Origin of the sequence: Mesorhizobium sp. M0048 (assembly GCF_040323405.1) — a bacterium.
Taxonomy (GTDB): domain Bacteria; phylum Pseudomonadota; class Alphaproteobacteria; order Rhizobiales; family Rhizobiaceae; genus Mesorhizobium.
Genome location: NZ_JAMYUV010000033.1, coordinates 1 through 20,737 on the forward strand (window position 1 = coordinate 1; position 20,737 = coordinate 20,737).

At 59.4% G+C, this 20,737-nt stretch carries 22 protein-coding genes; 16 read left to right on the top strand and 6 right to left on the bottom strand.

The window, feature by feature from the left end; all coding sequences use genetic code 11:
- From NKJ84_RS22830 to NKJ84_RS22845, 4 genes are all read left to right on the top strand, one after another.
- Nucleotides 1-294, top strand: a 294-nt coding sequence (locus NKJ84_RS22830) for a hypothetical protein (RefSeq protein ID WP_352508347.1), incomplete at its 5' end; no start/stop codon positions are given.
- Nucleotides 295-350: 56 nt separating this feature from the next.
- Complete coding sequence (locus tag NKJ84_RS22835) at nt 351-614, top strand: helix-turn-helix domain-containing protein (protein WP_352508349.1); 264 nt, start codon at nt 351-353, stop codon at nt 612-614.
- 231 nt (nt 615-845) lie between these two features.
- On the top strand, nt 846-1,076 hold the full coding sequence (locus tag NKJ84_RS22840; protein ID WP_352508350.1) for an IclR family transcriptional regulator: 231 nt from the start codon (nt 846-848) through the stop codon (nt 1,074-1,076).
- 187 nt (nt 1,077-1,263) lie between these two features.
- On the top strand, nt 1,264-2,472 hold the full coding sequence (locus NKJ84_RS22845) for a tetratricopeptide repeat protein (protein WP_352508351.1): 1,209 nt from the start codon (nt 1,264-1,266) through the stop codon (nt 2,470-2,472).
- A 101-nt stretch (nt 2,473-2,573) separates the two neighbouring features.
- Here the strand turns inward: NKJ84_RS22845 and NKJ84_RS22850 are convergent, their stop codons facing one another.
- Complete coding sequence (locus tag NKJ84_RS22850; RefSeq protein ID WP_352491411.1) at nt 2,574-2,780, bottom strand: hypothetical protein; 207 nt, start codon at nt 2,778-2,780, stop codon at nt 2,574-2,576.
- Nucleotides 2,781-3,129: 349 nt separating this feature from the next.
- Complete coding sequence (locus NKJ84_RS22855; RefSeq protein ID WP_352508352.1) at nt 3,130-4,476, bottom strand: hemolysin family protein; 1,347 nt, start codon at nt 4,474-4,476, stop codon at nt 3,130-3,132.
- A gap of 411 nt (nt 4,477-4,887) precedes the next feature.
- On the opposite strand from NKJ84_RS22855, the gene NKJ84_RS22860 reads away from it, so the two are divergent.
- The 10 genes from NKJ84_RS22860 (at nt 4,888) to copD (ending at nt 15,868) form a co-directional block, all read left to right on the top strand.
- Nucleotides 4,888-5,562 carry a response regulator transcription factor gene (locus NKJ84_RS22860; protein WP_352508353.1) on the top strand — a complete coding sequence of 225 codons (675 nt, stop codon included), beginning with the start codon at nt 4,888-4,890 and terminating at the stop codon, nt 5,560-5,562.
- Nucleotides 5,549-6,955, top strand: coding sequence for a sensor histidine kinase (locus tag NKJ84_RS22865; RefSeq protein WP_352508354.1), 1,407 nt, complete (start codon nt 5,549-5,551; stop codon nt 6,953-6,955). Before NKJ84_RS22860 ends, NKJ84_RS22865 begins: the two co-directional genes overlap by 14 nt.
- Nucleotides 6,952-8,055 (top strand): ABC transporter substrate-binding protein, encoded by a 1,104-nt coding sequence (locus tag NKJ84_RS22870; protein WP_352452015.1) that lies wholly within the window; start codon nt 6,952-6,954, stop codon nt 8,053-8,055. Before NKJ84_RS22865 ends, NKJ84_RS22870 begins: the two co-directional genes overlap by 4 nt.
- A 210-nt stretch (nt 8,056-8,265) precedes the next feature.
- Complete coding sequence (locus NKJ84_RS22875; protein WP_352508355.1) at nt 8,266-9,369, top strand: ABC transporter substrate-binding protein; 1,104 nt, start codon at nt 8,266-8,268, stop codon at nt 9,367-9,369.
- A gap of 120 nt (nt 9,370-9,489) precedes the next feature.
- The gene (locus NKJ84_RS22880; protein WP_352508356.1) at nt 9,490-11,160 is read left to right on the top strand and encodes an ABC transporter permease; all 1,671 of its coding nucleotides are present in this window, start codon (nt 9,490-9,492) and stop codon (nt 11,158-11,160) included.
- Nucleotides 11,153-12,217, top strand: a complete 1,065-nt coding sequence (locus tag NKJ84_RS22885; protein ID WP_352508357.1) for an ABC transporter ATP-binding protein — start codon at nt 11,153-11,155, stop codon at nt 12,215-12,217. Before NKJ84_RS22880 ends, NKJ84_RS22885 begins: the two co-directional genes overlap by 8 nt.
- A gap of 334 nt (nt 12,218-12,551) precedes the next feature.
- Nucleotides 12,552-13,559, top strand: coding sequence for an AI-2E family transporter (locus NKJ84_RS22895; protein ID WP_352508358.1), 1,008 nt, complete (start codon nt 12,552-12,554; stop codon nt 13,557-13,559).
- 255 nt (nt 13,560-13,814) lie between these two features.
- Complete coding sequence (locus NKJ84_RS22900; protein ID WP_352508359.1) at nt 13,815-14,390, top strand: hypothetical protein; 576 nt, start codon at nt 13,815-13,817, stop codon at nt 14,388-14,390.
- A gap of 258 nt (nt 14,391-14,648) precedes the next feature.
- Nucleotides 14,649-15,008, top strand: coding sequence for a copper homeostasis periplasmic binding protein CopC (gene copC, locus NKJ84_RS22905; protein WP_352508360.1), 360 nt, complete (start codon nt 14,649-14,651; stop codon nt 15,006-15,008).
- A gap of 2 nt (nt 15,009-15,010) precedes the next feature.
- Entirely contained in the window at nt 15,011-15,868 is an 858-nt protein-coding gene (gene copD, locus NKJ84_RS22910; RefSeq protein WP_352508361.1) for a copper homeostasis membrane protein CopD, read from the top strand.
- A gap of 778 nt (nt 15,869-16,646) precedes the next feature.
- Here the strand turns inward: copD and NKJ84_RS22915 are convergent.
- Nucleotides 16,647-16,826, bottom strand: a complete 180-nt coding sequence (locus NKJ84_RS22915) for a hypothetical protein (protein WP_352508362.1) — start codon at nt 16,824-16,826, stop codon at nt 16,647-16,649.
- Nucleotides 16,827-17,185: 359 nt separating this feature from the next.
- Between NKJ84_RS22915 and NKJ84_RS22920 the strand changes: the two genes are divergently transcribed.
- On the top strand, nt 17,186-17,830 hold the full coding sequence (locus tag NKJ84_RS22920; protein ID WP_502898301.1) for a DUF1007 family protein: 645 nt from the start codon (nt 17,186-17,188) through the stop codon (nt 17,828-17,830).
- Nucleotides 17,831-17,850: 20 nt separating this feature from the next.
- Nucleotides 17,851-18,564, top strand: coding sequence for a HoxN/HupN/NixA family nickel/cobalt transporter (locus NKJ84_RS22925; protein ID WP_352508399.1), 714 nt, complete (start codon nt 17,851-17,853; stop codon nt 18,562-18,564).
- A gap of 164 nt (nt 18,565-18,728) precedes the next feature.
- Here the strand turns inward: NKJ84_RS22925 and NKJ84_RS22930 are convergent, their stop codons facing one another.
- From NKJ84_RS22930 to NKJ84_RS22940, 3 genes are read right to left on the bottom strand one after another with little or no spacing between them, the layout of a single operon-like run.
- A complete protein-coding gene (locus tag NKJ84_RS22930; RefSeq protein ID WP_352508363.1) occupies nt 18,729-19,517 on the bottom strand; it encodes a hypothetical protein in 789 nt (262 codons plus the stop codon).
- Nucleotides 19,518-19,528: 11 nt separating this feature from the next.
- Nucleotides 19,529-20,266 carry a HupE/UreJ family protein gene (locus tag NKJ84_RS22935; protein WP_352508364.1) on the bottom strand — a complete coding sequence of 246 codons (738 nt, stop codon included), beginning with the start codon at nt 20,264-20,266 and terminating at the stop codon, nt 19,529-19,531.
- 48 nt (nt 20,267-20,314) lie between these two features.
- The gene (locus NKJ84_RS22940) at nt 20,315-20,653 is read right to left on the bottom strand and encodes a hypothetical protein (RefSeq protein WP_352508365.1); all 339 of its coding nucleotides are present in this window, start codon (nt 20,651-20,653) and stop codon (nt 20,315-20,317) included.
- Nucleotides 20,654-20,737 lie beyond the last annotated feature (84 nt).

Consider the following 20,737-nt stretch of genomic DNA (forward strand, 5'->3'; position numbering starts at 1 on the left):
TTCATGGCCGGCCCCTCCAACAGCCGACCTCTCATGAATCACGCAAAACCGCTCTTGGGAATCCTCAAAACGCTCCCAGAACTAAAAAACTGCCAAAGTAGTGTTAGCCCGTTTGTTGCCATGAGCGCAGTGGCGCCCGCAAGCATTGTTTTGACAGTAGCGGCAGCCGAGGATGTGGCGGAAACTCCGCTGTTCACGATCCGCGCCGGGGACCATCGGGGTTTGACATCTGGGGATCCGCGTTCTGCGATCATCCTTCCTGAATCCGGATACCGGCCAAACCTGGATGCCTAGCGAAGCTGTAACGCAGCCTGGCGCAACCGACGCGCCAGTGTTGTGGTCCCTACATTATGTCCGGCAGGCTCCAAGCAGACACAAGAGCGGGAGGGGTTGAAGCTGTCGATCGCGCGCTTTCGATCCTCGGGTGCTTCACAGAGCGCGACGAAGGTTTAAGCTTGGCCGAGATTTCTTCTAGAACAGGCCTCTACAAAAGCACGATCCTTCGGTTAACGGAATCCCTTGTCCGGAGTGGCTACATTGTTCGCATGGCGGACAAGCGCTTTGCTGCCGGCCCTACGCCGATGATATTGGGCTCATTCTACCGTCGTTTTTAGATGGAGGCCTTCGTTCGGCCTCTCCTTTTGAGCCTTGTTGAACAGGCGAATGAAAGCGCATCGTTTTTTCGAAAGGAGGGAAATCGCAGCATTTGCCTGTTTCGTGCAGACTGTCGCCATTTGATCCGGGATCAAATCCGAGAGGGCGATGTGCTTTCGCTTGACCATCATGCAGCTGGCCAAGTGCTTGCTCGGTTTAGTCTCGCTAAGCCTAGAATGCGAATAGCTCTTATGGCGAAGATTCCGTTTGTATCGCTCGGGGAGGGAGATTCTGAAACAGCGACGATGGCCGTACCGGTTTTTTCAGGCAGCGAGGGCTTGGCCGGAGCGCTGGCTGTTTCTGGACCGCTGACCAGATTTACACCGGAAAAGCTGGTCAACATGAGACCGCTTTTGCTGGAATTTGACGAACGCCTATCGACATCCCTTGCGAGTAGCCAATATTTACAAGCGCGCTCATAGAATGGTCGTCACTAGAGCGTGTGTGCCCAAGGGCACGGGAGCAGCAGTTGGGGCGGATTGTGGCCTTCTTGCCTTTGAAAGCGGTTAAGCGTGATGACAAGCGAGGCTCCAAATCGGCTACTCTGCTCGATTCATGGCAAGCGGCCCCGCCAAACATAATTGGAATCGACATCGGGCGCTTGAGGACATGACTGCCAGTGAGCGTCCGAGCAACAACGCGCACAATCAAAGCGATAGTGGCGATCTGATCCGCCGGGCGGTGGCTGCTTTCAATTCCGGTAATCACGACCAAGCGATGCATCTGTGCGCATTCGGCCTGGGGCAGCACCCGGGCGATCCAGCGCTTTGCCATCTTCTGGCGGCGGTCCTGTTCGCAAGGGCAGACATGCCGGGGGCTCGTGCGCGCATCGAAGCGAGCCTTGCCGTTCGCCCGGACAATGTGCCTGCCTTGATTCTGGCATGCAGGATTGCCCGGGCCGAAGGCAGGTTTGAAGCGGCGTTGCAACAGCTGGATCGCGCAGCCAAGCTATCATTGCAGGCGGAAATCCTCATCGAGCGAGCACGTACCCTTGATCAGGCAGGCGACGCCCCGGCCGCGCGCGAATGCTGGACACTTGTCTTGCAGCGGGATCCGAAATCCCAGGAGGCAGCGGCGCGCCTCGGGCGCCTTGCCTGGCAACGCGGTGCGCCTGCCGAAGCGGAGGGCTTCCTCGAACGCGCTGTCGCCGGCGGTGGGCATCCGGCTGCGTGGTTTGACCTCGGGCTGGTGCGTCAGGACATGCGCAAGTTCGGCAGCGCCGCTCAAGCCTATCGGCGGGTGCTGAAGATGAGCCCGGACGCCCGGGAAGCTGCCGTCAATCTGGGTGTCGTCCTGCAGGAAGTCGGCGACCTCGACGGGCCATGGCTGCGTATTCGATTGCCTACAGTCTGCGCCCATCCACGTTCGGCGTCATCGCCATGGCACTCACATCGGCGTCCAGCGGCCGGCTATGGCTTGATGAGGAAGCGCTGCGTCGCTCACTCGCTGGTGGAGCGTCCCCGCCTGGCGCGAAACCGCTTGCGGTACACACCGGGCGTTGACAGGACATCGGCGACCGTCTGCGCATACGATGCCTGCCGCTTTTCATCGAACACCTCGTATTCCAGCTGCGGCTCAACCCGTGGAACCGCAAAGCACTGCGCGACCGGGGTTCCTTTCCTGAGCAAGCCGGAAAACTCGGGCTCAGTCCAGACCGCCGGGAAATTAATGCCCCCATCGTTGAACCGGTCGGAATCCACCAGGCCCGTCACCAGCCTGAAGGGCAGATCGTCGCGATTGACCGGATGCGTCGCGAACAGCGACCAGCCGTCCTCGACCTGTATGGTCCACAAGCTGTTGAATTTGAGGGCGGCTTGACCGGGAGTGGCAAACGGGCTGCCTGCGAGTTGCCCCGGCGTGTGGAAGCTCAAAGGCGCTCGGGGGTGGTTCCCGGTGACCGGGTCCGGAATCTGCCAGTCCTAGGAAAAGGTCCCTTTGTCGGCGATGACGTCGCACGGCAGGAGGATCATGAAGCCATAGGTCATCGCATCGATAACGGGCGGGCACTGCTTGAGCGTGCGAATGTCGCGGCCGTGGATCGCCGAAAAGGAAGTAGCGGGCATTGTGCGCAGCCAATCCGGCAACGCGCCGCGCGCGAGGATCGGGCGTGGCAAATGCTCGACCAACATTGGATCACATCGGAAAATGACACGCATCGTCGCCTCCCGGCATTGCGATACCACGATTGCCGATCACACTCCAAGCGGCGATAAGGCAAGGGCAATGCTCCGTTGACACTTTGGACAAGTTGGCGAGTTTTTTTAATACAGGCGAAACCCATCCGTCCGCTAGCCCAAGCCGTTCCAAAGGCCATCAGGGAAGGGAGCCACGCAGGCAACCAACTGCCGCGTCATCATGACTAACGGCAGAATCACCACCACGACTGCCGGGTTTGCGGGATAAAGCAAGGGCGCCGCCGAGCAACCACGCAAAAATGAAAATGACGACGCCTGTCTTGCAGGAATCCGGGCATTCTTACTCCGATGTTTCTTGCCGCCCCGTGGGAGAGTTCCTTCGTGCGAGCAGTTTGTCGATCCGCCGGCCATCCATGTCCACGATCTCGAAGTGCCAGCCGCCATAATCAAAATGTTCCCCGACCTCAGGCAGATGCCCTAGTCGAAACAGGGCAAATCCTGCGATCGTATGGAAGTCGCCTTCAGTTGGCCGTGCTCGAAAACCAAGGCGATCGAAGGCGTCCTGGGCCGACATCATACCATCCACGAGAAGGGAGCCGTCTTCACGCTCGACGATATCCGGCTCTTCGCCTTCGATGTTGGGCAGGTCGCCGGCGATGGCTTCGAGCAAATCGGTCTGGGTAACAATTCCTTCCAGACTTCCGTACTCGTCGAGGACCATTGCTATGCGGACGGGCGCCTTCCTGAACTGCTCCAGCACTTTGAAAATCGGCGTTGATTCATGAACGACGAGCGGCTCACGGATGATCGCCATCGGATCGAGAACCTGCCCGTCAAGAACCTGGTCGAGCATGTCCTTCTTCAGAACCATGCCGAGCAGTTCATCGATACCGCCCTTGCCAACAAGGAGCTGCTCATGGCGGCAATCGCGGATCGTACGAAGAGTCTCGGTTCGGTCATCATTCACGTCGATCCAGTCGATATCCGGCCGAGGCGTCATAATGTCACTGATGCGGCGCTCGCCGATATTGAAGACCCGCTCGACCATCTCCCGCTGCGCCTGCTGCAACAGGCCGCCTTCCTGACTGGCCGAGATCAGAAGCTTCAGCTCGTCTGGCGAGTGCAATGAATCCTCACCGGTTCCCGGGCGCAGGCCGCAGAGTCGCAGAACGAGGTTGCCGAGACCATTCAGCATTAGAATCGCCGGCCTGAGCAGAAAGAGGAACAGACCGAGCGGACGCACGACCCAGAGCGCAGTGTCTTCGCTGCGCTGGAGCGCCAGACTCTTTGGTGCGAGCTCGCCAAGCACGATGTGAAGCGCGGTGATGATGATGAAAGCGATCGCGACGGCGACAGTGTGTGAGCCCGCAGTCGCCAACGACCCGAGCAGCCCGATCAAGAGAGGCTCGACGAGATGCGCGAGAGCAGGTTCGCCGATCCAGCCGAGTGCCAGCGATGAAATGGTGATGCCGAGCTGGGTCGCCGCCAGATTGGCATCGAGATTGTCGACGGCCCGCTGGAGCGCTGCCGCGTTCAGCCGCCCAGCCGCAGCGAGTTCGGCAACTCGGCTTCGGCGCACGGCGACCAGGGAAAACTCGGCGGCGACAAAGAAGCCGTTTGCGGCCACGAGTAGGAGAACCGACAAGATTCCAAGAATGTCGCTCAAACTGCCATCGCCTGTCGGCATGATATCCTCTTAATGACGCAATTGGATACTTCTCTGAAGCGCAAATGATGGCATTGCGCAATCGCTATCAGCATACGATCGCCAGAAGCATAATCCCCTGATGGCGATGGTGGTGCATCTACTAGCGACTGATCACGGTGTGGTCGAATACGTTGAATGCGGCAAAGTGCGTGGTCCAGCCTGGCTTGCAGCGCGGGTCATGTACCGACGCGCCCCGTTCTTGGCGTGGATGCGCAGATCACATGAAGGCAGACGCCATCACGCAGCCCGTCGATAAAGCTCAAATGATTGGGCTTGAACTGCTGACGGTAACAGGGCTGAAGCCAACGCGGGATCTGCAGATGATGTCAAGCGCCTCTCCGCAAAGAGGTGACGCTTGATAGGCGGCTGCTTCCGTGCAAATGCTCCGGCATGCGAATTCTCCTCGTCGAAGACACGCGCGACGTTGGCGAGGCTATCAGCCGCCGCTTCGAAATGATCGGCCACGCAGTCGATTGGGAGACGGACGGCCGTGCTGCCGCAGAAATCCTCGATTTCACCTGCTACGATCTCGTCATCCTCGACGTCATGCTGCCCAGCCTCGACGGGTTCGAAATCGTTCGACGGCTCCGGCAGACAAGGAATACGACCCCGGTTCTGATGTTGACGGCCCGTTCCGAGATAGAGGACCGCGTTGGCGCGCTTGATCTCGGCGCCGACGACTATCTGGTCAAACCGTTCGATTTCCGGGAATTGGAAGCGCGCGCCCGTGTTCTGCTCCGGCGGAAAAGCGGCGAGGCGACCAACATCGTACAGTGTGGCGATGTCGTGCTCGACCGCGGCAGCCGCTCAGTCCGAGTAGGCAGGCGCGAGGTGCAATTGAAACGACGCGAGATGACGTTGCTTGAGATACTGGCGTCGCGGCCAGGCCGCGTCTTCAGCAAAGATGAACTTATCGATCAGCTTTTCGGGTTTGACGAGCCGGCCAATCAGAACGCGATCGAACTTTATGTCGGGCGGCTGCGCAAGAAGCTGGAAGGCGCCAAGGCGCAGATCGTTACCGTGCGGGGCGTGGGATATCAGCTGGCTTCCGATGATACCGGCTGAGCCTTCCCTTTTCACGCGCCTGGCGGTCCGCATCTCGCTGGTGCTGGGCCTGGGTGCGGCTCTTCTGGTGAGTGCGGCGTCGTACTACGCACGTACCGCCGCCGATGGCGCCTATGACCGGCTTCTGCTTGGTGCGGCCATCCAGATGGCAGACAGCCTTACGGTTGAATCCGGTTCGCTCATCATCAACCTGCCGGTATCAGCTTTTGAACTCCTGGGCCTCGCCAGCCGCGATCGCATCTTCTATCGCGTGATCGGCCCTTCCGGCGCGACGCTGACAGGTTATGCCGATCTGCAAACAGAAGTTGATCTGGCCGCAATACACGATGTCCCGGTATTGGAATCGGCGCATTATCGCGGCGAACCGGTTCGGATTGCGGTGGTGGCGCGCGCACTGTCCGATCCAGCCGTATCGGGTTGGGCGCATGTCATCGTTGGGCAGACCACGGAAGCCCGCCGCGCGCTCGCGGGTGAATTGACTCTCAGGGCGACCGTCCTCCTGGCGATCATGAGCATATTGGCTTTAGCTGGAGCGATGATTGCTATTCGCTATTCTCTGCAACCGGTCAAGCATCTCGGAGCGACGCTCCGCCGTCGCGATCCACAAGACCTGACGCCGGTAACGGTCGTCGTACCGAGAGAATTGCGGCCCTTCGTTACTTCCATCAATTATTTCATGAGTCGGCTCGACGAGCGCGTGAAACTCCTGCAGCGCTTCATCGCCGACGCGGCGCACCAGATCAGAACGCCGCTGACAGCGCTAACGGCGCAGCTCGATCTGTTGAGTCAAGCCAAGCTGGACAAGTCGAGCCGCCAGCATCTCGATCGCGTACAGCAGCGCGCCAGCGAACTTGCGCGCCTGACCAACCAGTTGCTCAGCCACGCCATGGTCATCCATCGTGCCGATTCCGTGCAGCTTCAGCCGCACGGTCTGGCAGATGTCGCACGGCGCGCTTTCCGTGCGGCGGTTCCGATAACTATCGATCCGGACATTATCGTCTCCTTCGAGGCGCCTGACGACGAGCCGGTCGTGCTTGCGGACGCCGTCAGCCTTCGCGAAGCGATCGTCAATATCATCGACAATGCCTTGCGCCATGGAGTGGTGTCGCGCCTTGAGGTCAGAGTACGCAGCGACGGTACGCGTGCCCATCTCGAGGTCGAAGATGACGGACCGGGCATTCCGCCGGGCGAGTGGGAGCGGGTCACGCAGCGCTTCGAAACGTCCAAATCTCATGACGGCAGCGCAGGTCTTGGTTTCGCCATCGCGTCGGAGGTTGCGGCGGCTCACGGTGGCGCGCTGACCTTTCGCGAGACAAGCAAGGATGGCGGGAAGGGCACGCAAGGGTTCACCGTCACCTTGACGTTGCCCATCGCCACGGAGAAGACCGGATGATAACGGGAACATTGCCGACATTCGGTTTGATGGCTGCCGTCCTCCTATGCATCGGTCACGCGGCAAGAGCTGCTGAAGGAAGCAGCGCATTTTTCCCTTCGTCTCAGCCGGAGAAGGACCGACTGTCGATCCACGCCGCGACCGATCTGGCGGCTATGGAACCACTGATCCGGGATTTTCAGTCCGTTTTCCCCAACGTGGCAGTCGAGTATGTTGAATATGTCACCAACGACTTGCAAAGGAGTGCCAGTGAAGCCTGTCGGACGGACGCGGTGCTGGGCGACATCTTGTTGTCTCCGTCGGTCGACCAACTCGTGAAGCTCGCCAATGACGGCTGCGCGGCGCCGCACGTGTCGGCCGAAACCGCGCATGTCGCCAATTGGGCAAACTGGCGCGACGAGGTATTCGGCTTTACCTACGAACCGGCCGTCTTCGTCTATAACGCCCGCCTCGTGCCGTCCGGCGACGTACCGCGCACCCACATCGAACTCGCCGATCTTCTCAGGCGGCGGATCGATTTTTATCGCGGACGGGTCGGAACGTTCGACATCCGACTTTCGGGCATCGGCTACCTATTGGCGTTCAGTGATGCGCGGCAGACGACGGCGGTCTACGGTCGGCTTCTGGAAAGCATGAGCCGAGCGGAAACTGTGGTGCGTTGTTGCACCGCGGAGACCCTTCAGGACGTTGCAAACGGGAGCCTATATATAGGCTACAATATGATCGGGTCATATGCCTACGCCGCGGCCAGGGGCAATTCCGATTTGAGGGTCGTTGTCCCGCGGGACTATGCGCTGATACTCAGTCGTGGCGCGCTCATTCCGAAGACGGCGCCGAATATGGGCGTTGCCAAACGATTTCTCGACTACCTTCTGTCAGCCCGGGGACAGAAGGTTGCCAGGGATAGCGCCTTCTTCTTTGCCGAGAACGGGCAATTGCCTGAGGGAGCGGACGGCCCGGAAAAACTTGGGGAGTCTGGTATCGCGCGCGCCATACGCATCGGCCCTGCGTTACTTGCCGTACAGGACGAGGCGTTGCGCCGCCGCTTCATCGAGGATTGGAGCAAGTCCATGATCGATGCGCAGGGCCAGCGACCGTGACGCGTAGGATGCCGCTCCAAGATTTCAACAATTCGGCAATACGTCGATGTGGCCGATCCCGCTGTCGTCGACAATCTGATCACGACCCATCGGGCCTAGTCGGCTGAGCAAACCTCGACATCGCCGTGACAGGTTGGTGACAGGTCAGGATGATACTCGCCTTTTGTGCCTGGAGGAGGTACGATTTAGGCGAACTTGGAGGAGACCCTAATGAAAAATCGTCTTGCGACGATGATGGCCGCGTTTTCGCTGTCAGCCGGTTTTGTGACGCTTGCCGCCGCTGCCGAGATCCCCGCCGGGTATCCGGACAACTACAAGGATCTGGTGGCCGCCGCCACCGCGGAAGGACACCTCAGCATCTATTCGACGACCGATGCGGCGCTGGTCCAGCCCTTGCTCAAGGACTTCGAAGCAGCATTCCCCGGCATCGCCGTCGAATATTCCGACCTCAATTCCACCGAACTCTACAATCGCGTCATTGCCGAAACCGCTTCGGGCCAAGGCACGGCAGATGTCGCATGGTCCTCGGCTCCGGATCTGCAGATCAAACTTGCCTCAGACGGCTATGCGCAGGAATACAAATCCGTGGAGGCGGCCCACCTTCCGGCCTGGGCGTCCTACAAGGACATGATCTATGGTACCACCGCCGACCCGGTGACTTTCGTCTACAACAAGCGTCTCGTGCCTGAAGGCGATGTTCCCGCAACCCACGCCGATCTTCTCAAGCTGATGAGCGGGAAGACCGCAGAATATGATGGCAAGATCGCGTCCTACGATCCGGAAAAATCCGGTGTCGGCTTCTATTTCTACAACCAGGACGCCAAGAACTGGACCGATTCCTGGGCGCTTAACAAGGCTTTTGGCAAGGCCCATATCAAGCTCTACAGCTCCGCCGGCTCGATGATCGAGAAGGTCACGTCTGGCGAACATTCCATCGCCTATGGCATCTTCGGCTCATATGGCCTCGCCAAGCAGGCCAAGGACGAGAACCTCGGTGTGATAATCCCGAAGGACTATGTCCTGGTGACCACCCGCGCCACCGTCATTCCGGCGGAAGCCCAGGATCCCAATGCTGCGAAGCTATTCGTAGACTATCTGCTGTCGGCGCGCGCGCAGAAGCTGATCGCCGACGACATCAAGCTCTATGCCGTTCGTGATGACGTTGAAGGGGCAACCACGCTGGCGTCCATAAAGGCCGCCGCCGGTGAAAACGTTCACCCGATCGCGCTCGACGACAAGCTGCTCGAAGGTCTCGACGAGACGACACGGCTGGCGTTCCTCAACGAGTGGCAGAAAGCCATGAAGGGCGAGTAATCGCTTGATCGGGAGTGCCTCCACAGTCGGCTCTCTCACCCTTCTTGCTATTAAGAATCATCGGAACGGCGCGCTTGCGCTCTTGCTAGCGGACGGCCCCCGGCTTTGTTCGAGGCGATCATGCCCTTCCGTGTCTTTCGTGTCAGCACCAACCTCCTCGCCATCCTGGTGGTGCTGGCACCGGTCACCCTGATCATTTATCAGAGTTTTCTGTCCGCGCCTTTCTTCCAGAAAACCGCGCATCTGTCGCTGAACGCCTACAGCTTCATCCTCGCGGACGCGGATTTCTGGCTAGCGCTGACGACTTCGCTCAAGCTCGCGGTGGGCATGACGGTGATCGCAGTTCCGGTGGGAATCCTGCTGGCGTTCATCATCGTGCGCACCGACGTGCCGGGCAAGCGCTGGCTGGAGCCGATCATCCTGATCCCGGTTTTCATGTCGGCGGTGGTGCTGGCCTTCGGCTATGTGATGACACTGGGACCAGTCGGCTTCGTCTCGCTGGCGGTCAAGTCGATGATCGGCTACGTGCCCTGGAATGTCTATTCGGTGACATCGATCGCGATCATTGCCGGGCTCACCCATGTCCCACATGTCTATCTCTATGCATCGGCGGCGCTCCGCAACGTTGGCGCCGACCTCGAAGAGGCGGCACGCACCGCCGGCGCTGGCCCTTGGCGCGTCGCCGCCAGTGTGTCGCTGCCCATGGTGATGCCGGTGGTGCTCTATGCGGCGGTTCTGGTGTTCTTCCTCGGTTTCGAACTTTTCGGCCTGCCGCTGGTGCTTGGCGATCCGGAAGGCGTGCTGGTTCTCGCCACCTATCTCTACAAGCTCACCAACAAGCTCGGTGTTCCTTCCTACCAGTTGATGGCCGTAGTGGTGGTGGCGATCATCATGATCGCGCTGCCGCTGGTGGTGCTGCAGCGCTACATGCTGCGCAACGCCAGCCGCTATGTGTCTGTCAAAGGCAAGGGCAGTCGGCACAACCCCATCCGGCTGGGCGCTCTTCGCTGGCCGGCCTTCGCGCTTGTGGTGGCCTGGTTCGCCGCCACCGTGATCATACCGGTGGGCGGCGTCGCAATTCGTTCACTGGTGACAAGCTGGGGCGTCGGGGTGAATATCTTCCAGGTGCTGACGTTGGATCACTATCGCGATCTCGCTGACTATCCGAATGTCATCAGCGCCATTCTCAACACGGTCGGCGTCGCGGTGGTCGGCGGCGCGGCTTCGATCGCGGCCTATACTGCCGTGGCACTCGCCGGTCACCGCTCGAACGCACCCCTGACCAAAGTCGTCGATTACGTGGCCATGATACCGCGGGCGATGCCGGGCATTGTGGCTGGCCTTGCCATGCTGTGGATATTTCTCTTCTTCAAGCCGATCGCACCCCTGCGTGCCACGATGATCTCGGTATGGCTCGCCTATACCATTGTGTGGTTCGCCTATGGCATGCGGCTGATTTCCGGAACGCTCCTGCAGATCGGCAAGGAGCTCGAGGAAGCCGGCCGGTCAGTTGGCGCCAGCGAGGGCCGGGTCGCCAGGGACATCACGCTGCCGCTCATCCGCGGCGGCATGTTCTCAGCCTGGCTGTTGATCTTCCTGATCTTCGCCCGTGAATATTCGACGGGCGTCTATCTGCTCGGACCGGGAACCGAAGTGATCGGCTCGCTCATGGTTTCCCTTTGGGGCACCGGCGCGATCGATCTGGTTTCCGCTCTCGCCGTCATCAACACCGTCATTATCGTGACCGGTCTTGCCCTCGCAATGCGCTTTGGAGTCCGCCTCAATGACTGATATCATCATAGACGGCCTGCGCCTCAGTTACGGCACCCTCGAGATCCTGAAAGGTGTGTCCTTTTCGGTCGAACCGGGTCAGATCGTCGCCTTGCTCGGTGCGTCCGGGTCCGGCAAGACGACGCTCTTGCGAGCGGTCGCCGGTCTGGAGACACCCAACAGCGGCAAGATACTGCTCGGTGACAAGCCGCTTTTCGATGCCGGGCAGAACATCAATCTGGCGCCGGAAACGCGCGGTCTCGGGCTGGTATTCCAGTCCTATGCGCTGTGGCCGCATCGGACGGTGTCCGAGAATGTGGGTTATCCCCTGAAGCTGCGCAAAGTGTCCCAGGCAGATGTTGCGAGCCGCGTCCAGAAGGCTTTGGACAGCATCGGCCTCGGCAAACTGGGCGAGCGCTATCCGCATCAGCTCTCCGGCGGACAGCAGCAGCGCGTGGCGCTGGCCCGTGCGCTGGTCTATGAGCCGAACGTGATTCTGCTCGATGAGCCGCTGTCAAATCTGGACGCCAAGCTACGCGAAGAAGCGCGGATCTGGCTGCGCCGCCTCATCACCAATCTCGGGCTATCGGCGCTGTGCGTCACCCATGATCAGGTGGAAGCGATGGCGCTCGCCGACCGCATCCTGCTGCTCAACGGCGGCCAGATCGAACAGGACGGAACGCCCAAGCAAATCTACAACAAGCCGAAGAGCCTGTTTGCAGCAGAGTTCATGGGTGCCAGCAATCGCCTTGACGGCGTGGTCACCGCCATCAACGGCAACCGTGCGGAAATTGTCGCCAACGGCATCCATCTTGTGGGCAGCGCCCAGCAGGAGCTGACCGTCGGCGCCAAAGTCACCGCACTCGTCCGGCTTGAGCGGGTGACGTGGTCCGGGGAGGACGGGCCTGGACGTATCGCCATGACCTGCGTCGAGAGCCTTTTCCTTGGCGATCGGCATGAAGTCATTTTCGAAAGCAATGACCTGACAATCCGGACCTATTCCCGGGACGCCCTTCCGTCCGGCCAATACTATGTCGAGTTCCCCTTCGAGGATCTGATGGTCTTCGCGGCGGAATGAACTTCGGCTTCACTACGAAGAGGATCATTCTTGCCAACCGGCATAAACATCCTCGAGCGGCTGACCTGCCATCGGTAATTTCCTCCATCTGAGATTAAAGTCCGGCCTCGATTTAAGGGCGGACTGATGAAGAGAATGCGGTTTACGGAAGAGCTGATCATCGCGGTCCTGCGTGAGCATGAGGCGGGGCAAAAGCGGGCGACTTGGCGCGCAAGCATGGGACCTCCGAGGCGGTTAGCCTTACACACGTGTTGAACGCGTGTTCGCTTGCGCATCACCGGGTATCAAAGCTAATGAAACCCGGAGAGGACTTGGCTGCTTCTGCAGGTGAAAAGTGCTGACTTTCTCATGGTTCTATCTCGCGTCGTGCCTGCTTGCGCTTATAGCGCTCGTCGCCGTTCTCGAACTCGGACTGCTTCCGGCACTGCTTTCGGGCCTTCTCGTGTTCAACATCGTTCATTTCGCCGCACCGATGCTCCATCGAATCGGCGTCTCCAACAGCCTGACGAAAAGCCTTGCGCTGACCTTGGTGGCATTGATTTTCACGCTCCTGATAGCCGCCGCTATCTTTAGCGGCATGTCGCAATTGACTGGCGGTTCGGAGAACGTCGTGACGCTCCTCAAGAAGATGGCCGAGATCATCGATACCGCGCGCGTCCATCTCCCGACCTGGGCGATGGCCTATTTTCCATCAAACATCGAGGAGCTGGAAGTCTTCGCGGCCCGGTGGCTCCGCGAACATGCCGGCCAGCTTCAACTCGTCGGGCGGGATGTCGGCGTCTTGGTGGTCCACATTATCGTCGGCATGGTGATCGGCGGCTTGATCGCGGTGAGCTCGGCGGCGCCATCGCGCGAGCCCGGCCCACTGGCGGTCGCGCTCGCGGATCGTGTCAACATTCTGAGCAAGGCCTTTCGCAACATCGTGTTCTCGCAAATCCGGATTTCGGCGTTGAATACGTTTCTGACGGCGATCTATCTCGTCGCTGTTCTGCCGTCCTTCGGCATCGATCTGCCATTCATCAGGACAATGATAGCGCTGACTTTCGTCGCCGGCCTTCTGCCGGTCATCGGCAATCTGATCTCCAACACGGTGATCGTGGTTGTCAGCCTCAGCATCTCCTTCCTTGCAGCGCTCGGCTCGCTTGCCTTTCTCATCATCATTCACAAGCTCGAATACTTCGTAAACGCCAAGATCATCGGTTCGCGGATCAATGCGCGTGCCTGGGAGCTTCTTCTGGCGATGGTTTTCATGGAAGCCTGGTTCGGTATGCCGGGTCTTGTCGCCGCGCCGATCTATTATGCCTATCTGAAGGCTGAACTGACGATGCGTGGGCTAATCTAGGGTTGGGTAGGTGGCGATTTGACGACGCAAGCAAGGTTGCTGGGAAACCGCGCAAATTTGGCCACTCGCTGAACAGCACCATCTTGGTTAGTGAACCCTCAGGAGTTTCGTGACTGATTTGAAGGCGCCCGTTTAATAGCACGCCCACTGCAAAGACATTAGAAGGCGCGCTAAAACATAAATTGTCCGGAGGCATGTAATCTGCTACTGTTTGATCACCGACAAACGGCTCTGGAAAGCCGTGCGTCGGACATCATGCACAAGATCAACTCAAACCGGAGAACGGCCATGAAACGGCTTCTGACGGTCGCTGCCCTTTTGGCGGCAGGCAGTTTGGTTACGATGCAAGGCGCAGCCGCCGACGACGCTGCGATGATCAAGAGCGCTGAATCTGCTGCACCCCCTGCCGTGGCAAGCGGCGCTGCGGTCTACGCCGCGGATGAAAAGGGCGCCATGCGCACCCTGCGCGAGGGCAAGAACGGCTTCTGGTGCATGCCGGACAGCCCGTCCACGCCCGGCCCGGACCCAATGTGCGGCGATGCCAACGCGATGGAATGGGCGATGGCATGGATGGAAAAGAAGGAACCGCCCAAGGGCAAGGTCGGCTTCATGTACATGCTGTCCGGCGGTACCGATGGCAGCAACACCGATCCCTATGCGACGAAGCCCGAGGAAGGCAACAATTGGATAGAGACCGGCCCGCATGTGATGATCGTCAACGCAATGGACATGATGCAGGGCTATCCGACGGACCCCAAGCCTGACACATCCAAGCCCTATGTGATGTGGCCGGGCACTCCATACGCACATCTCATGATCCCGGTTAAGTAGCTGAAACGGAGTCACGCGGGCGCAAACGCTTGTTTGGCCCGCGCTTGTCCTGATAATTACAAACGCTTGCGGCGTCCGTGACCTTCAATCGAGAGTCTCGGCGGTCGGTAACGTGTTGGCCTGATCTCCCATCACTTTTCCGGCAAATGGAAAATTTCGTGACAGCTCGAACGGTGGCGGCCCTGCAACACCAAATATTCGTATATTCGTCAGAAAGTGCATAGTCTTTGATGACCGTCATCGCGGGAGGAGTTCGCGTTGAACCGAACTATCCGAATGATCGCCACAGTTGCGCTGTGGAGCGTGCCATTATCCGGCCAGGCGCTTGCGCATGCTCGATTGGTCGAGGCTACTCCAGAGATCAATAGCACCATTGCCGCTCCGCCCACTGAGATTCGACTGCGCTTTAGCGAACCCATTGAGGCTCGATTCTCGGGCATCGATCTGTCGGGGCCGGATGGTGCGAAGATCACCACGGAGATCGCGGTGCGCGATAAGGACATGGTGGCACCTGTATCAAGGTCCCTTGCGCCGGGTGTTTATCAAGTTGATTGGCACGTGCTGTCAGCAGACGGGCACAAGGTGAAGGGCAATTTCAAATTTGAAGTCAGACCGTAGAAATGGACGTTGATGGCACTCTGGCCTTCGCCCGGTGGGTCTACTTCCTCTCAGTGATGATTCTATTCGGGTCGGCACTCTTCCCTTTCTATGCGCTAGACAAAACCGCGGCTCCCGCGCTTGCGCCTCTACCCCGTAACATCAATCCTGCCCTCGCACTTGCGGCCGCAATCTTCGCGGCAATTTGGCTGCTGTGCTTTACGGCCGGGCTCTCCGGACGCGAGGGTATGGTTGACACCTTGCGCAGCGTTCTCATGGAAAGCGACTTCGGAACTGTTTGGTTTGTTCGCCTTTCGCTCGTTCTCCTGCTCCTGGTGATCAGCTTCTCGGGGCGGCCCGAATTGATCGTCGGGCCGGCTTTCTTGCTACTGACCTGTGAGGGTTGGCAGGGCCACGCGGCGGCGTTGGGCCTTCTAGCCTCACTGACTCAAGCTCTCCATGTTGCAAGTGCCGGGGCGTGGATAGGTGGCCTCCTGCCCCTCGGCCTGCTTATCGCGGCAGCACAGCGGCATCCATCCGAAGTCGCAGGCGTGGAAACCGTCCTGTGGCGCTTCTCCCGCTTTGGTATGATGGCGGTTGCGCTCATTTTTTTTACGGGCGCTATGAACACTTGGCTAATGCTTGGCTCGTTCCCCGATCCGCGCAACAGCTACGGTCGAATTCTCCTGTTCAAGATCAGCCTATTCGTCGCGATGGTCGGTTTGGCGGTCTACAATCGATACGCCCTGGTCAGCCGCATGAAGTCCGAACCGGTCAAAAGCTTGGGCACATTATCTCGCAACGTTGCGCTGGAGCAGATCATCGGGTTTGGGGTGCTTATGGATGTAAGCGCGCTGGGGCTTATGGATCCGTACGCGTGACGCGCTGACTTTGCAATTATCCGCTGGCAACGTTTCTGCAATTCGCGATCGACACTCACCTCTATCCGCCTGGCGCACAGAGTGGCTGGCCGGTCTGGCTGCCGATCTCAACCAACGTCGGGACGTGTGGAGCGCGGATATATGCCTGCGACCTAGACACGATTCCATGCGTAAACGACTAACTGCCAGCACCAGCCGGCCAGCGTTCATCGCTCCTTTGATCCCCACCCTGGTGGAGAAGCCTGCCGAGGGCCGAGGGATGGACACACAAGTTCGACGGCTACCGCGGGTCTTCAATGCGGACCGCGTCGGAGAATAACTGGCGAATGATACTACGGGGCGACGGCGCAGCCGCCGACAGTCGGATGGAGGTCGATCTCGTCGCAGCCGCTGGGCCCGCTAAATGGCACTCTTGACTAACGTGCCAGAGGGTCCATTTTTTGACCCTGCGGTGTGCTGATGTCGAAGCCCCTCTTTATCCCGGCGCTCGCTGCTATATGCCTGAGATCGCCGCTGGTGCGTGCCGATAATGTCGATCTGGCGTTGGAAGCTTTTCACGGTATTTGTCTTGCCCATGGACCTGACTTCGAACGAACCGTCCTGCGGCCAGGAGACGCGGATGGACTCCGTTGTCCGGCGACGCAGCACTTGCCCCCGTCGGTGACGTAGGCGCCTTCCAGGACTGGGAGGCGACCGGTGACGACCTCCCGGCCAAAACCATGATCGCGGTGACAAAAACCACTTGAATGGCAAGTCCGTGCAAACTTGCTCCATAAAGCTATTCGATGTCGACCGCGCGGCATTCGAGGAGCGTTTCTTCGCCCGGACGGATGCCGAAACAATCGGCGAGGACAGAAACGGAATGCAAGTTTCCAAACTCTACATATTGACAGTCGGCAATCGCAAGCACTTGTCCATTTGACGTTCCCGAGGTCCGGATCACATCGAACACGGTCATTGCAAGCTCGATCGCCGACGACTAGGGCGGATCAGCTGGTGTTATCGGCACGGGACGCGGGGCTTTTTGCGTTTGCAAGGAACTCGCGATAGGAATGCTCTGAATCGATCAGGAGCAGGAAATTGAGCGATCGGCAAAAGATTATCTGGATGATAGTGCTGGCAATCCTTGCTGGTATCGCGGTGATCATGCTCAAACATTGGCTGAAGGGCGACCTTGGGTAGCTGCCTCCTTAGATGAAGCAACACAGCCCTGATCGATCAAGGTTGGTATGGGCTTTGGCCCGTCCCATTTCGGCCTGCTTGCAATGGCAGGTGTCCTGCCTGATGCGGAATCGACGAGCGAAATGTGAGCGAAAGATGCAACTGACAGGCATGGTATCCGGCGCGGCGCTGTTGCTCGCTTCCACCGCGGCAGCGAACGCCCATCCGCATGTGTTTGCCGAAGCGAAGCTGGACCTGACCGTCGGTCCAGACAGGACGGTCAAGTCGCTTCGGCATCTCTGGCGTTTCGACGACCTCTTTTCCAGCACTGTGCTGATGGAATTCGACAAGAATTCCGACCTTGTCCTTGATGCGAAGGAACTCGATGAAGTCGCTCTCACCGTCCATGCGTCGTTGGCCGAGTACAACTACTTTCAGATGGTGACCTTGAACGGCAAGGACGTGACGATGGCGCCACCGCCGAAGTTCAGCGTCAGCTATGAAAACGATCAACTCGTCGTCCAGTTCGAAACGCAGCCGAAGGACCCGTTGGCCCTTGCTGGAAAAGTCAGTATCGGTGTCTACGATCCGACTTTCTACACGGCAATCGATTTTACCGACGACGACAAGCTTGCGGTGGCCGGTCTGCCGCAAGGCTGCTCACGTTCCGTCGTCCGTCCAGATCCGGACACGGCCATCGCGCAGAACCAGAAGAGCCTGACAGACGCGTTCTTCAGTGATCCGACGGGGACCGATCTCGGCAAGATTTTCGCGACGCGCCTCGAACTGACCTGTGGCTGACCGGAGCCGATTCGATGGCCATGTTCCAGACGCTTGTCGAATTTCAGCGTACGATCTACCTGGCGCTGGCCGAGCAGATCAAACTGCTTTCGGCCGGCGGCGGCTGGTTGGCCTTCACGGCCTTTTTGCCGATGGGTGTCCTGTTTGGCGCGGCACACGCGCTGACGCCGGGCCATAGCAAAGCCGTGCTGGCCACTTATCTCGCCGGATCGGATGCCAGTGTCCGGCGTGGGCTTCTGGTATCGCTGACACTTTCCTTCACGCATGTGACGATCGCGGTTCTGATCGCGGCGCTCTCGTTGCCGTTGGTGTCCATTGCCTTGGGCAGTGTTGGCCGTGCCCCGCTACTGGAAGACGTCAGTCGAGGCCTGCTTGGCCTGATCGGCGTTTGGATGCTCTGGCGCGCATTGAGTCACGGCCATCACCACAAACATGAAGGCGAGGCCGTCGGCGTCATGGCCGGCTTGATCCCCTGTCCGCTGACACTTTTTGTCATGACCTTCGCAATATCCAGAGGCGTTCCGGTCGCCGGCATTCTTTTCGCAATCACCATGATGGCCGGCGTGGCGCTGACGCTGTCTTGCGTTGCGGTGCTGTCGATCCTGTTTCGTGAACGTCTGGTGCATTTTTTCGATAGCCGGCCACGCCTGTTCGATGCCATTTCCCGAGCCATTGAGGGCGCTGCCGGCTTGGCGCTTGCCGGCGTAGCCGTTTGGCAGATCACGTCGGGCTGAAATGCCGTGAACCAGATCGAGCGGTGGATCAAGACCCGTTTACCTGAAGGTCAGCCGTGTCTTCCTCGCGGCGCAAAGCTTCGACGTGCATCTGCGCTCGTCGGTGGAACAGACGGATAGGTGACGCCCGACGCTCGAAGTGGCGCCGGGCGACCCTGTATGCGCTAGATCATACGCTTGATGTCGATGTAGTCGCCTTCAGTCTGGATCGTCAGGGTCACGTCGCTGGCACCGCGGTTGCGCCAGAACCAACCGTGATTTCCATCGAAGGCGGCTTCAATGGCACCTTCGTCAGCTGGAACGCTGCGACCCTTTTCATAGCTGACGGACTGACCGCCGCCATCGCCGTGCGTCTCGAAGTTCACCACGCCACCGTCAGCTGTCCAGGAAAAGTTTGCCTTGGCGCCCTGCCGCATCACGAGCTTGACTTCGGCACCCTGGCCTGGCGCCAACGTGAAGGATAGCTCGTCTTGCCTTCCATCTGGCTGGATCGGGGCTTCCGAGGTTGCTTCGGTGGCAGGCGTTGTAGCAATGGCCGGAGCCTCGGCAGGAGCGATCTCTCCAACTGTCACATTGTCTTGGGATACCGCCTCCCCAGTTGGCGACGGCTGCAAAGCAGGCCGTTCGGCGGTCAGAGCGACGAGGAGGTTTTCAATTCGGTCCATGCGCGCCATCAATTCGGCCGGAGGGACCATTTGCGTCATCCGCTTGGTTGGTGCCTTCGCGCCGGCCATTTCGTCCGCTGCCGCCTCGGCTGCCAGCTGTGTCTTGATTTCGCCCATTCTGGTGAGGCCGAGCAATCTGCCTGCTCCGGTCGGGTCGATCGCATACTCGGACGGCATGACGACCGTGATGAGCAAGGCGAACGCCGTCAGCGCGGCAATGAAGGTGGAGCGCTTGAGCTGCGCTGACGTCGGCAAATCGGCGCGGCTGGGAAGGTCGGTGTTGTACATGATTCGGTTCCTTATGCGGCGACGAACAGGCCGGTGAGCTGATATCCGATCAGCAGGAAACCAGCCGTCATCATGATGACGTTTGCGGTATAGGCGTGGCGCCAGAAACTTCGTGTCCGGCGCCAGTAGCCCATCACGATCAGGATGGCGCCAAGAGCCAAGAGCTGCCCGATCTCGACGCCGACATTGAAGGCCAAAAGGTTGGGCACCAGGCCGTCCGGCGAGATGTTGTATTCGATGATCTTCGTCGACAGGCCGAAACCATGGAAGAAGCCGAAGACCAGCGTCGCGATCTTGGTGTTCGGCTGGAAGCCGAGCCATCGCTGGAAAGCGCCCATATTGTCGAGCGCCTTGTAGACCACGGACAGGCCGATGATCGCGTCGATGATGTAGCTGTTGATGCCGGCGTTGAAGTAGACGCCAAGCAGCATGGTCGTGGAGTGACCGAGCGCAAACAGGCTGACATAGATGCCGATGTGCTTCATCCGGTAGAGGAAGAAGATCACGCCGAACAGGAACAGGATGTGGTCGTATCCGGTCACCATGTGCTTGGCCCCGAGATAGATGAAGGGTAGCACGTTGATGCCCGAGATTTCCTGGATGTAGCCCTTGTCGCCGGCGGCGACGGCATGGGCTAAGGCTGCTCCGGCGAGCAGCGGCAGGGTCAGCAGAGCGATAAGCAGCGGCAGGGCGGGCCGCCAACGTTCGCGACAAGAGCGTGACCGGCCCCGGTCGAAGGGTCCTTGCATAAGATTTCCAATCTTCGTCGTTGAGGGTGGCCGCGTGAGCGGCCGCGATCATGCGGCGAGGAATGGCCTCGGCGGTCGCTCAAGCCGGAATGTCGTGCCCGGATCGACGAAAGTCGGCGGATAATTCAGCCAGCCCCGTTCGACCTGCGGAAAGGTCGGTGCGAACCCGACAGGCGTGCTCGCTGTCTCGTGCGAATGGTCGGCCGCATCGTGCCCGTGAAAATGGCCGGGGATCTGCTCGCCGGAAACGTCATCATCGTGCGCGTGGCCATAATCTTCGATCTGCGCGGCGGCTCCGCCGTGACGTTCAACCGCGGTGGCAATCGCGATCGGATCGTGTGAGGTCGAATAGCCGAAAGGACGGAGCACGCCGAACATCATCGCCAAGACGATGACCAGACAAAAAACTGTGCTGTGGATCCGATTCGGCATAAACGGGGATTTATTGTCTAAAATCCTAACGAATGGTTT

Bases quoted from the DNA above. Each gene is read 5' to 3' on its own strand.
- NKJ84_RS22865 (WP_352508354.1), top strand. From the start codon at position 5,549: ATGATACCGGCTGAGCCTTCCCTTTTCACGCGCCTGGCGGTCCGCATC.
- NKJ84_RS22845 (WP_352508351.1), top strand. From the start codon at position 1,264: ATGACTGCCAGTGAGCGTCCGAGCAACAACGCGCACAATCAAAGCGAT.
- NKJ84_RS22900 (WP_352508359.1), top strand. From the start codon at position 13,815: ATGCACAAGATCAACTCAAACCGGAGAACGGCCATGAAACGGCTTCTG.
- NKJ84_RS22925 (WP_352508399.1), top strand. From the start codon at position 17,851: ATGTTCCAGACGCTTGTCGAATTTCAGCGTACGATCTACCTGGCGCTG.
- copD (WP_352508361.1), top strand. From the start codon at position 15,011: ATGGACGTTGATGGCACTCTGGCCTTCGCCCGGTGGGTCTACTTCCTC.
- NKJ84_RS22930 (WP_352508363.1), bottom strand. From the start codon at position 19,517: ATGTACAACACCGACCTTCCCAGCCGCGCCGATTTGCCGACGTCAGCG.
- NKJ84_RS22885 (WP_352508357.1), top strand. From the start codon at position 11,153: ATGACTGATATCATCATAGACGGCCTGCGCCTCAGTTACGGCACCCTC.
- NKJ84_RS22835 (WP_352508349.1), top strand. From the start codon at position 351: ATGTCCGGCAGGCTCCAAGCAGACACAAGAGCGGGAGGGGTTGAAGCT.
- NKJ84_RS22870 (WP_352452015.1), top strand. From the start codon at position 6,952: ATGATAACGGGAACATTGCCGACATTCGGTTTGATGGCTGCCGTCCTC.
- NKJ84_RS22875 (WP_352508355.1), top strand. From the start codon at position 8,266: ATGAAAAATCGTCTTGCGACGATGATGGCCGCGTTTTCGCTGTCAGCC.
- NKJ84_RS22920 (WP_502898301.1), top strand. From the start codon at position 17,186: ATGCAACTGACAGGCATGGTATCCGGCGCGGCGCTGTTGCTCGCTTCC.
- NKJ84_RS22915 (WP_352508362.1), bottom strand. From the start codon at position 16,826: ATGACCGTGTTCGATGTGATCCGGACCTCGGGAACGTCAAATGGACAA.
- NKJ84_RS22840 (WP_352508350.1), top strand. From the start codon at position 846: ATGGCGAAGATTCCGTTTGTATCGCTCGGGGAGGGAGATTCTGAAACA.
- NKJ84_RS22935 (WP_352508364.1), bottom strand. From the start codon at position 20,266: ATGCAAGGACCCTTCGACCGGGGCCGGTCACGCTCTTGTCGCGAACGT.
- NKJ84_RS22855 (WP_352508352.1), bottom strand. From the start codon at position 4,476: ATGCCGACAGGCGATGGCAGTTTGAGCGACATTCTTGGAATCTTGTCG.
- NKJ84_RS22880 (WP_352508356.1), top strand. From the start codon at position 9,490: ATGCCCTTCCGTGTCTTTCGTGTCAGCACCAACCTCCTCGCCATCCTG.
- NKJ84_RS22860 (WP_352508353.1), top strand. From the start codon at position 4,888: ATGCGAATTCTCCTCGTCGAAGACACGCGCGACGTTGGCGAGGCTATC.